Source organism: Desulfosudis oleivorans Hxd3, from assembly GCF_000018405.1.
In the GTDB taxonomy this organism is placed as follows: domain Bacteria; phylum Desulfobacterota; class Desulfobacteria; order Desulfobacterales; family Desulfosudaceae; genus Desulfosudis; species Desulfosudis oleivorans.
Map to the genome: position 1 here is coordinate 2,211,050 of NC_009943.1, position 11,532 is coordinate 2,222,581.

The 11,532-nt window shown below is 42.9% G+C and carries 10 protein-coding genes; all 10 read right to left on the reverse strand.

Translation table 11 applies throughout. The annotated features are described in order from the left end of the window. Positions 1–125 precede the first annotated feature (125 nt). On the reverse strand, positions 126–1,253 hold the full coding sequence (gene wecB / locus DOLE_RS09395) for a non-hydrolyzing UDP-N-acetylglucosamine 2-epimerase (protein WP_012175245.1): 1,128 nt from the start codon (positions 1,251–1,253) through the stop codon (positions 126–128). A gap of 35 nt (positions 1,254–1,288) precedes the next feature. Further along, the gene (locus tag DOLE_RS09400) at positions 1,289–2,455 is read right to left on the reverse strand and encodes a hypothetical protein (protein ID WP_012175246.1); all 1,167 of its coding nucleotides are present in this window, start codon (positions 2,453–2,455) and stop codon (positions 1,289–1,291) included. Next, entirely contained in the window at positions 2,448–3,407 is a 960-nt protein-coding gene (locus DOLE_RS09405) for a sulfotransferase family protein (RefSeq protein ID WP_012175247.1), read from the reverse strand. Before DOLE_RS09405 ends, DOLE_RS09400 begins: the two co-directional genes overlap by 8 nt. Before the next feature lie 7 nt (positions 3,408–3,414). Next, on the reverse strand, positions 3,415–4,434 hold the full coding sequence (locus DOLE_RS09410) for a GNAT family N-acetyltransferase (protein WP_012175248.1): 1,020 nt from the start codon (positions 4,432–4,434) through the stop codon (positions 3,415–3,417). 13 nt (positions 4,435–4,447) lie between these two features. Then, complete coding sequence (locus DOLE_RS09415) at positions 4,448–5,137, reverse strand: polysaccharide deacetylase family protein (RefSeq protein ID WP_153304405.1); 690 nt, start codon at positions 5,135–5,137, stop codon at positions 4,448–4,450. Between the two features lie 139 nt (positions 5,138–5,276). Continuing rightward, positions 5,277–6,338, reverse strand: a complete 1,062-nt coding sequence (locus DOLE_RS09420) for a glycosyltransferase family 4 protein (RefSeq protein WP_167320869.1) — start codon at positions 6,336–6,338, stop codon at positions 5,277–5,279. A gap of 49 nt (positions 6,339–6,387) precedes the next feature. Beyond that, complete coding sequence (locus tag DOLE_RS09425; RefSeq protein ID WP_153304406.1) at positions 6,388–7,548, reverse strand: O-antigen ligase family protein; 1,161 nt, start codon at positions 7,546–7,548, stop codon at positions 6,388–6,390. Positions 7,549–7,758: 210 nt separating this feature from the next. Next, positions 7,759–8,736: a sulfotransferase gene (locus DOLE_RS09430; protein ID WP_083766569.1), complete on the reverse strand. Its 978-nt coding sequence runs from the start codon at positions 8,734–8,736 to the stop codon at positions 7,759–7,761. A 12-nt stretch (positions 8,737–8,748) separates the two neighbouring features. Next, positions 8,749–10,089, reverse strand: a complete 1,341-nt coding sequence (locus tag DOLE_RS09435) for a flippase (RefSeq protein ID WP_012175253.1) — start codon at positions 10,087–10,089, stop codon at positions 8,749–8,751. A 53-nt stretch (positions 10,090–10,142) separates the two neighbouring features. Continuing rightward, the gene (locus DOLE_RS09440; RefSeq protein WP_041280477.1) at positions 10,143–11,228 is read right to left on the reverse strand and encodes a DegT/DnrJ/EryC1/StrS family aminotransferase; all 1,086 of its coding nucleotides are present in this window, start codon (positions 11,226–11,228) and stop codon (positions 10,143–10,145) included. Positions 11,229–11,532: the final 304 nt, after the last annotated feature.

Sequence of the window (11,532 nt, forward strand, 5' to 3'; positions counted from 1 at the left end):
TTATATTGAAAGCTTGGATAACTTTTATATACTACAGCAAGACAAAAAATACCAGTACAAAATGCGCTTTTTTTATTCTTTACAAGTAGTTATATCTGTGGATGGACACTAGTTAAAACTTAAATTTAAACGGTTATCGATTCAGTTAGAAAAGATACTATTTTTGAGGCACTGTCTCCATTGCCATATAATAATTTTGCTTCGACTGGTTTATTTTTCATTGAATGATATGATTGTATAATTTCGTCTTTTTTTGACCCGGCCAACGCATTTACCCTCACCTCAACCAACTCCACCCACTCGGTCTCATCTCGCACAGTAACACAGGGCACACCATGAAAATATGCTTCCTTCTGGACCCCACCGGAATCGGTGACAATGACTTGAGCGTTTTTTTCCAGCATCACCATGTCCAGATATCCCAGCGGGTCGATGAACGTCACTGCAGGAAAATCAGCGGGCACCAGTTTCTGTTTCGTTCTGGGATGAAGGGGCAGGACCACGGGTATTTCTGCGGCGATCTGGTTCAAGGCGGTCATGATGTTGTGCAGCCGCTCCGGGTTGTCCGTGTTTTCGGCCCGGTGGATGGTGGCCAGCACAAATGCTTTGGGTGTCAGTGCCCGGGTCTGTATGATCCGGCTTTTCCCCTGTGCCCGGCCCCCGTAATAAAGGGCCGCATCATACATCACATCCCCCACGTTGACCACTGCCTGACGGGTCCGGGCCGTCAACTGATGGGGGAATCCTTCCTTTTCAAGATTCGCCACAGCGGTTCGGGTCGGGCAAAACAGCAGAGTGCTCAACTGATCCGCCACAATCCGGTTGATCTCCTCGGGCATGATCCGGTTGTAGGAACGCAGCCCGGCCTCTACATGAGCCACCGGAATATGCAGCTTGGCTGCGGCCAGGGCTCCGGCGAGGGTGGAGTCGGTGTCGCCATAGACCAGAACCCAGTCCGGCTGCTCTTTGACAAGCACCGCTTCAATAGCCTCGATCATCCGGCCCGTGTTTCTGCCGTGACTGCCCCCGCCGATGCCGAGGTTGTAATCCGGCTTCGGGATATCCAGCTCCCGGAAAAACACCTCGGACATGTTGGCATCAAAGTGCTGTCCGGTGTGGATGATGGTTTCTTTGATGGGCGTTGCCTGCTGCCCAGTTTGAGCCTGCCCGGCAATGGCCCGGGACACTGTGGCGGCTTTTATGAACTGGGGGCGGGCACCGATGATGGTGGTTATATTAATTGTATCAGGCATGATTGTAATTCTTGAATGCTTTCTTAATGTTGTTTTCAGCTTGGTTGGCTTGAATTCATCAACAGGCTGAACAGATACAGCGCATGGGCATTGCCCCACCTGGCATAAGGGATTCTGATTTTAATTGCAGGGTACGCGCCGTATATAAATCCGAGCCCTGAATCGTAAAGGTGCTTTAACGCCCAGTCTAATATCAGCTCACCCTTTCTGTCATATGACTTATCCAAAAAAGAAGCAGCCTTGTTGACATAAAAGGCGTACAACTGATTGTGAATATTGAATGGATATTTTACAGGGTGTCGATAATATATAGCCCCTGAAGATAGCAGCTGAGTTTTATTTTGAAAATCAATTCCCCTTATTATCGCATCTGCCAGGGGAATATCCAACATTCCTGAATGATGGATGTCCAGCAGGGCTTTGATGATATAGGCTTGATGAAAATCGGTCTGCACCTTATGTCGGCCGTTTTTCAAGTCCATGGTATATTTCCATTTTCCATCTTTTTCCTGGGAATCCAGAATAGATGAAACAGCAGATGCAACTTGCTCAAGCCCTTGATCTTCTCCCAGGATATGATTGATATGACATATCAGTGCCGCTCCCTTGGCTGATGCATTTATTGTGAATACCCACGGTGGTGTAACCGGTTTGTAACGAAAAAAACTGAATCCTGAATACATTTGGAAATAATTGGTTAACAGATCATATCTGACAGAACGTAATATCTCGGGGATACGTTCATCAGCTGTTTTTTGATAATAGGCACACAATACCCTGGCAACGGCAGACGTTCCAATCAGACCGGGTATATCCGGTTTGATCCCCCCGCCTTTCATATCAATGGAAATGCCCAGTCCATTCCAGCAGTGAAAACCATATCTATCTTTGAGGCTTTTTGAAATAAGCCATTCAAACTGTTCTTTGATAAAATCTTCCGGAATTCTATCTACCGGACAATTGAAATAAGCGTCAACCATACAGGCGACTGCATGAGGATATTTCCGTTTTGAAATTCCCAAAACAGTCCGGAAATTAAAAGGGCTGAATTTATTGAAATATGTCGAAGCCATCCGACCGGATTTCAACTGCCTTAGTAGCGGAACTTTCAGGCCGGATCCATCATAGATATCATAGCTTTTAAAGCCCTGTTCATATTCCAGACGGAATATATGCTCGTATATCTTTTTGAGATCAGCCATAAACCTTCCGAATACTTTCTATAATAGCTTTTTGCATGTCAGTTTCAACAGGCACATCCTGCATTCTTATTACAGGGGAGCTGGCCCCCTTTCGCCCATGCACCGGGCCGAACCGTTTCAGCCTGCCCTTTACTTGCTCCACCACCTCCGGCCAGTTTTTGCAAATCTCTTCATACCGGACTCTGACCCAACGATCCTGATCCAACTCTTGAAACGCCCGATCAATCATGCTGTCCACACCATGAATCTGGCGAACCACCTGTTCCACAAAATCAAGATCTTTGATCTGCTCATAGTTATCCGGTTTGATAGAATACCATTTGTCAGTCGATCCCAGAAACCGTTGTCTGTGTTCAATGATGGAGTCGGCAACAGGAAAGGGATCACGTACGGTATGAATAAAAACACTGTCCGGAAACAGTTTTGCCAGGGAGGCCACTCTCTGACTATTGGTCTGGTTCTTAAAAACAAGGGGTTTTTTCAATCGATCCTGAATGTTCCTAATGGTATTGACCATAGGAGAAAAATCCACACCAGACAACATCTCCTCTGTCAGACAGCTGACATCTTTGGGATACCACTGATACCAGAACTTGCCTGATTCATTAGGACTGGCCCACCCTTTTGTCCGGCCGTTGTCACTTGAAAAATTATTATGGGGTCTGTCGCCATATAGTTTATCATGCAGTACCATCCCACTGAAAAGGGAGTGATAAAACAGGTTGGAGAGATTGGAAAGATAACCGACGTCAAGCATATTGGTCAAAACCTGATAAAGAAGGGTAGTTCCCGTCCGGGGAGCCCCCACAATGAAAACAATGCCGGTGTCGGTAGTGCGGGAATCGACCAGATCCCTGATGGTTACCCCTTGATACAATCTCCCTGGGGGCCAAGAAATATGGCTGAGCACCTTGAGTGTCAGCCGTCGGGTTTTGGTGTCTATTTTATCCATTCTCTTTTCAATCAACCTTTTTTCTTTTTAATAAATTGCCGGCCCAGTCAACCAGTTTCCCTTTGTTGTTGTGCCATTCACATGAATAAAAAACCCGCAGTTCAGGATTATATTTTGATTTATGATCGCACAGGTGCTTGGTATTGGCCCCCATGAACTCATATTCAAACACCCCTTCGTCCGCATATCGTTCTATTCCTGACCAATGGAGCAATTCATTGGCTCCCTGCTGATTTCGGCTGGGTTGAATCCCGCCGATCCAGTGGTGCACCCTGTTGTTAAGCTTTATCAGAATATTACCTGACACGAACCCTTCATTATCAAACACACCGGTTGTTTCGATAAAATCACCGGCCCGGGATGTCAATAACCTGTCTATCAATTCCCGGTTCAAGGCAAAAGACAGTCCCTGCTCTTTGTATCTTTCAGATACAGCTTTTATAACCTGAAGGGCCATGTTGTTGTCCACATGTTTATACGTCAATCCATTCTGCAGGGCCTTACGGATTCCTGTTCTGATCCTGCCGTCAAATTTTTCAAACACTTCATGTTTATCTGAAATATTCAAAAAATACGTGTATACCGGATTACACTGATACCCTTTCCACTTAAATGGGCGGACATCATCCAACCCCGAAACACAATTCAGCCGGATATAATCGCATCCCACTTGATTCACAAGAAAATCATGTAATACCTCGACAGTTTTCTGGTTCTGTTTTTCAATACGGTACTGATTATCAGATGTCGCCGCTATCAAAGGTCCCATCCATGGTGAAGCAACTTTTGGAGGTGGGGACATGCAAATCGTGAATCCAATATATTTTTTTAGAAAAATCGGCATGATCCCGGACAAGTTGCCCCCTGACCGGATCACCAGAGGTTTGAACTCAAACCCTGTTTTCCACTGCACAATTTCCAGCCAGTCATACAGAAGAAAAAAATTACCCAACGGGTGATTCAGAACAAACTGATCCCATTGATCTTTAAAGTCTGAACCTTCAACACTGATGTCATAGTTTGCCATTACCTACCCTATTTCATCCCAGGGACTCATCAATATCTCTGCACAGCCAGAACCTGGCATGTCTTCGGCGGCATTCCTTTAAAATTTCCTCATACACCCACCGGTAACCGGGAAACTCTTTTTCATTGAGCATATGCTGGTGCCAGAGAATGGTAAAAAAGGTAGCGGTTTTCTGGGAATAATCCATCCATTCCACTGCCCGTTTCAGCGCGTTTTGCTTATTATTTTCAACTTCCTTGAAAAGGCAGCACTCCATAATGGTCAATGGAATGATGTTCATACCGGATATTTCATCAACAAAAGGCGCGGTCCGTCCATCCTTGTATCCGCTGGTGTCTGTTCTGCCAAGGCTCGTATCATAGGTGAATCCGGCTTTTCTCTGTAACATCCAAGTATCGGGTTCATCCAGATTCAGGTAGTGCTGGCGGATTCCCGTCACTTGATTCCCCAGCATGTCTTCCAGGATTTTTTTTTCCGTTGCAAGCAATGACTGATCCTGAAACGACCGGTAGCTGCCGTGTAAGCCGATCTCCCATCCGCCGGCATCCAATTGTCGGATCAATTTACCGATCTCTGGTTCCCGTATGGAATACCGCCCCACAGACAATTTCCATGTACCGGGTTTCAATGGTTTAAAAGGGATGGTTTCATGAAGAAAAAACAGCGTGGACCTGGCATCATACTTGGATTCCAATTCAGCCATGTCATCGAAAGTCCAATATGGCTGTTCACCTGTAATCAGTGTTTTTAGGTTCCGCCACCGCCCTTTTTTCAGATCTTTGGTGAGATACTGATGGGTTTTGCGGACCCGGTCAATGTCATGGGTCAGGCAGACGTTCAATTTATTCATTATCATCATGGATCACGGATTCAATTATGCTTTTGAACCAATCTGCCACCTTCCCAGCATAAAAATGTTCCTTGGCATAATTGTAATTGTACTCAGACATCTGGTGCATCAGTTCAGGGCGGTCCAGCAGATAACGAATTTTTTTAGCAATATGCTCCGGATCACGGGTGTCTAAAAACAAGCCCATTTTACCGTCCTCAAAAAAATCTGAAATACCACTTACTCGAGTAGTAATGACCGGAAGTCCAAAAGCCATGGCCTCTAGAACCGAGGTCGGCATCCCTTCGCCATGAGCAGAAGGAAACACATAGACATGAGCACTTTTGAATACCCCTGTCTTTTGTTTTTCTCTGACATATCCCGGAAACTGGATATCAAGGTTCTGTGAATCGGCCTGTGCCTTCAGTTCTTCAAGCATGTTGCCTTGTCCTGCCATGATGCATTTCAAATTTTTCAATCCGTTTCGGCTGAACAAAAGCTGATACGCCTGAATAACTCCCCGGACCCCTTTGGCCTCGGAGATGTTGCCAAGATACAGGATGGTCGGATTTTTGTTTTCAGCCCGCTCCTTTGACAGACGCTGAAAATTTACATCCTCCAGCAACTGTTCATCGACTATAGTTGTTCCAAGACTAATCGGCCCTGTGTAACCCCAATGCCGCAATTTTTTCTTGAACCCGGCGGACAAAACAATAATATGATCGGCGGTTAGAAACGTCCGGTTCAACCAGGTTTTCAACCCAAAAGACGCACCAATTCTTTTTTCAAAACCAAGATTCCATCCATGGAAAAAAACCACCTTGCGCACATGAACCGGTGATAACAGAACATAAAGTCCATCCCGGAAAAAACCACCAACGCCTAATGATGAATTGATAACCACCACATCAGTATCAGACCATGTTCTTCTGCAAAATAGAACATAATCCTTCACCATTCGCCCGGGGACTGAAGTTCCAGATTCTTCTCGGCTGACATTTCCGCGATATACATATTGATAATCAGCACCTAAATGTTTCTTTATCGACAGATAATAATTGGCCACCCCACCCATGCCATGCAATCTTGGAACCAAAATCTTAATAGGAATTATGCTCATATTCTTAATATTTGTTATTTTGAATGGCAATATTAGATTTAGCCGCCCTTAGCGTCGAACCTATGAGCAATCCAAAAATTGAATAACTGGTTACATACCAAAGTTGTGTAGAAAGAGATAACACGAGGTTTGTAGCCACTGTTGCCCAAAAAACCATTTTGAGCTGAGGGAATAAAATTGGATGTTCTAACGTAGTTTCATAGAGTTTAAATTTTTTGATCATTTGCCAGAAAATTAAAATAAATAAAATTAAACCGATTAAACCGGAACCATGAAGAATATTATTATAATCAATGTGAATCGTTCTTCCGGTTTGCTTCCAGTAATTAAAATACTCCACCGAGTTAAAAAGTTCGGAACCGAATAAGCTGTGTGACAAAGATTTATTAAAAAACTCATACCATACTTCCTTAGTTTCGTTAACCCGTCCAAATGCTTTCTCGTCAAATTCCCTTTCGATGCTATAAACAATCCTTTGTTCAAACAAATTTTGAAGTCTCTGTTCTTGCCAGTGGTAAACACCCCAAAAGCCGATTCCAATGAAAATAAGTAAACTTATAAGAGTTTTCTTATATTTGGAAGAACTCAAATATAACAAGATTAAAAAAGACACCATCATTGCCAAAATTGAACCACGTCTAAAAGTAATCAATGTTACAATTGCAGCAAAACCATACATGACGGTTGCTATCAATTTGCTCCTGTCTTTTTTTAGAAGCGCATAGGTCAATGGAGCAACTGCAATGGCGTAACAAAAAATATAGGTCATCGTTACCCCCGTTGCGCCAAGGTAAAAGCCATCTTCGCTATAGGCTTTTTCGCCAAAATGAAACATTTGAGCTAACACATAGTTAATTTGCAGGATACCAGCTCCAATTAGAAGGGAGATATGAAGTCTTTTTAATCCAGCCTGAGTATCAATATTGTAAAAAGCGATCGGAATCATAGATAGCGATATGGCAAATTTGGTATATGTGCTTAATGATCTAAAAATATTAGATGAAAATAAAACTAAAATTAATAAATAAAGCAAAAAAAAGACAATACTACATGTTAATTTATCAGACTTTATTTTTCTTACATAAAAGAATGCAATTAGCAAAATAACTGGCACTCGGATAATCCCACTATGAATTGAAGCGCTCGCTCCGCCTGTAAATTCCACGAGGCAATCCGCAATAGTATTAATTGGAATAATGGCATATATCAAATTTTTTCTAAATACAGTTAAAGGCAGTAAAAGTAAAACGCCCATTGGTAGTATGAATAAAAAAGGATGTGAGGTTATAAAATTCATATTTAATTAAATTTAATTTGTCTACTTTTAACAAAATTTACATTTTTAAAAGTATATTTTGTATGGAATTGAATATCATTAATACCGCTTTAAAACTTTATATTTAATCGTTGTTTTTCTAAAAAAAGAAATTGAACGATTCAAAAAACTTTTAAACTCGCTAACGCAAAACACAATCATTAAATTAATAAAATTCGGATGAGGTGAAAATAGTTTATAGTCCCACTCTTTTATCTGCTGTTTCGCTATGATTTCAATTAAAAAAATCTCAGATCCATTGAGTGCCTTTTTCCAAGAGTCAATTTTTTCAGTATTGAATGGGTTGAGCAGCCCTTGATGCAATTTTTTTTGATTATAAGGAATTGAATGGTAGTAGGAGTTACCTTCAACAAGGACATTTTTTAATGTGGCATTAAGCCTTAACGCATCACATATTTTTGTCAACGTATTTGTAGGGTTTAAGATCAGTTCTTCATATTTAACAACATAGCCGCAATTAAACGCCTTAATGTTTTTAATCATGTTATGAAATTTTACCCATTTATGTGCGGAGTGACGCGGGCTTGCATCCATAACAAACTCATTTAGACTTTTTGAGCGTTTTTGAGATTCAAAGGATGCCCGGGGGTCACGCAGCAATGCTAAAAAAAACAGATCGCTTCTAATGAGATCTTCATTTTTACAGCAATTTTTTAAATAGTCGTTTAATATTGGACACTTAAAAATTAAAACGTTAGCGTCAGGCTTGTTTTTTTTTCCATAGGCTCTAAGTATACTGAAAAGCATTTCTTCTTTACTTGTTTTACTTCCGAACCGAATATCCAGGTCAGATAGCGTTAAATTCCAAAAAGATAGCTTTGGATCGGAAGCCATTGCTGTTTCAATTATTTTTATTGTCTCTTCGGAAACAGGATCTTTTGCATTTCCCGTAAGTAACAATTTTGAAAGTATTTCAGCTTCGGGTGTGCAACAAATATCTGGAATATTATTCAGCAGACTGGCCAATAAGGTTGACCCACTCCGGTTCCTATAAGTCAAAAACACATATTTAGGCATTCATACCTCAAGTTAATCTATAAAAGGAATGTAGGTGGTTGTTCTTCCATATTTTTTATATATGTAAGTAAGTGCTGATATATTCCAAAAGACCAAACAAAGCATACTGGCTATTGCGGCCCCGTTTATTCCTATCTTTGGTATTAACACAAAGGCGAAAAGAATATTTAGTGCGGCCGCTGAAAAAAGAATATTTCGTAACTGATTATGATAACCAATCATATTCATGAAATATCCAATAGACCCTGATATTGAATTAATGAACTGGCCTATAATCAGTATGAGTAGCGCAGTATAAGCTACTGTAAATTCGGCCCCAAAAAGAATTGAAAGAACAAGTTTTCCAAAAATCAGCAGAAAAAACAGAATCGGCACTGTTGCATAAAATATTAATTTTGTCGATTTTTTAGCGACATAAAACAGTTCATCTATTTTCCCGGAATGAAATAATTCCGAAAACTTAGGCGCTGAAATGGTGTTGATGGCTGAAAGCACAAAGGATGTAAGAGTTGAGAGTTTCACCGCTATGGAATAGTATCCGACTTCAGCCTCGGTTCGAAACATTCCGAGCATTATTACCCCTGTCTGAGCGATAAAAAAATTCATTGTCGCGACCATTAGCATGGGCAAAGAAATGGCCAATATTTTTTTTGTTGAAGTCGGGTGGAGCTTGTCGCCTGGCTGAATTCTTCGTTTAAAAGTGTAATTCATAATGCCCCACCCAAAAATACCAGTCAAAGCATAGCCACACAGCAACGCATAAACAGGTACGCCAGGTTGAGCTGTCAGAATCCCTAAGGCTATAAGAAGTAACAGATTAAATCCCTGGGGCAGCATCTGCATCATGGCAAAAACACGAATGAGCCTCAACCCCCGGACGGCGCTGGTGTTTAATAACATAAGGGACTTAAAAACAATAAATATCGATGCAATGGCAAAATAAATAGACAGATGGGGCTTGTTGAAGATTTTTGCAGCTATGAAATTGGCGCTGAAATAAAATAAGGTGCCCGTCAATAGAGAAAAGCCAATTACCATGTATTGGGTTTTTCGGTAAACTTTGAATGCCGACGTTGGAGAATATTTGGCAAGATACTCAGGGATCAGGCGAAGAATAGATGTATTGGTCCCAAACACTGTAAAGGTTGTTGCAAGGATTAAAAATGAGTTTACCACCGCAACAACACCAACCATCTCTGCACCGTAAAACCTTGCAATGATTACACTCGAAACCAAAGCCAAGACAGTCGCAGATACTCGCGCCCCCAGTGCCCAAACCGACCCAGTCAAAATTTCAGAAAATTTTTTATCTGAAATCAGATTATGCATTTTATGTTTAACTATTTTCAGCAAACTGGCTTGGACTTCCTATCTTTAATTGTTATTGCCCCAGTTCCTTATTTTTTTTACTTCATGGCGGCCACAACGGCCGCCTGGTCTTCTCTCCTCAGGTACGGCGACATGGGGAGGCTGAGACAATGGGCTGCTACCTCCTCGGATATGGGAAAATCGCCGGGTTGATGCCCCAAGTCGGTAAAAGCGCCCTGAAGATGCAGAGGCGCCGTGTAATAGGCCACCGAGGGAATATCTTTAGATTTAAGGTTGCTTGACAGGGCCTCCCGGTCATCGGTAAGGATGGTGTACTGGGCATACACAGAGGTGTTGTTGGCGGCAACCACCGGAGTTTGAATGCCGGGGATATCAGCCAGCAGGACGTTGTAGCGATCCGCGATTTCCGCACGGCGGTGGCATTCTTCGGAAAAAAGAGTGAATTTTTCCAGCAGAATAGCGGCCTGGAGAGTGTCCAGTCGGCCGTTGATACCCACCAGGGGGTGCTGGTGCTTGACCTTCTGGCCGTGAATACGGATTTGACGCAGTTTGTCCGCCAAGGCATCGTTCGGCGTAAAAATGGCGCCGCCGTCTCCATAGCAGCCCAGGGGTTTGGACGGGAAGAACGAAGTGCAGCCAATCAAAGAAAGATTGCAGGATTTTTTACCGTGATGAGTGGCCCCAAAACTCTGGGCTCCGTCTTCAATGACCGGAATGTTGTGTTTCGCGGCAATAATATTAATCCGGGTCATGTCCGCGCACTGGCCGTAGATGCCCACCGGTATAATGGCCTTGGTGCGGGACGTAATGGCGGCTTCGAGCTTTGCCGGGTCCATGTTGAAAGTATCGGGCTGAATATCAATAAAAACGGGTTTGGCCCGCAGCAGCGCGATAACTTCGGCAGTGGAAATCCATGTGTAGGGCACGGTGATGACTTCATCGCCGGGGCTGATGTCAAGGGCCATCAGTGCCATAAGCAGGGCATCAGTGCCGGAGGCGCAGGTGATGCAGTGCTTAACGCCGGTATAATCGGCAAGTTTTACCTCCAATTCTTGAACCTCAGGCCCCATGATATATTGGCCGTGGTCAAGGACCTGGCGGATACGGGTTTCGATACGGTCACGGATGCGGTCTTGCTGAGATTTGAGGTCGATGAACTGCATGTTAGCTCCGGGGAGAAATTTTAAGTGATTAAGCATTACCCGTCATTACCCAACTTGATTGGGTGATCCAGCGTAAAATTGGTTTTCCTCCTTACTGATTCGGTATTAAAACATTTTTATTCTGGCCCCTCGGGTCCGACCTTCGCCCTGACGGGCTACTGCCCGGCAGGCAAGCCCGGGGGTGACGGCATAAGGTATTGAAGCAATCACCTTCAACTTATTAATTTATATTAGAATCGGACTTTTATCACTATTCAACAGTCTTTACAAGTCAAAATTTCCAGCGAACAACTCATAAAATGTC

Coding starts and splice junctions, on each gene's coding strand:
- DOLE_RS09410 (WP_012175248.1), bottom strand. CDS start 4,434: ATGGCAAACTATGACATCAGTGTTGAAGGTTCAGACTTTAAAGATCAA.
- DOLE_RS09430 (WP_083766569.1), bottom strand. CDS start 8,736: ATGCCTAAATATGTGTTTTTGACTTATAGGAACCGGAGTGGGTCAACC.
- wecB (WP_012175245.1), bottom strand. CDS start 1,253: ATGCCTGATACAATTAATATAACCACCATCATCGGTGCCCGCCCCCAG.
- DOLE_RS09400 (WP_012175246.1), bottom strand. CDS start 2,455: ATGGCTGATCTCAAAAAGATATACGAGCATATATTCCGTCTGGAATAT.
- DOLE_RS09440 (WP_041280477.1), bottom strand. CDS start 11,228: ATGCAGTTCATCGACCTCAAATCTCAGCAAGACCGCATCCGTGACCGT.
- DOLE_RS09415 (WP_153304405.1), bottom strand. CDS start 5,137: ATGGCTGAATTGGAATCCAAGTATGATGCCAGGTCCACGCTGTTTTTT.
- DOLE_RS09420 (WP_167320869.1), bottom strand. CDS start 6,338: ATGGGTGGGGTGGCCAATTATTATCTGTCGATAAAGAAACATTTAGGT.
- DOLE_RS09405 (WP_012175247.1), bottom strand. CDS start 3,407: ATGGATAAAATAGACACCAAAACCCGACGGCTGACACTCAAGGTGCTC.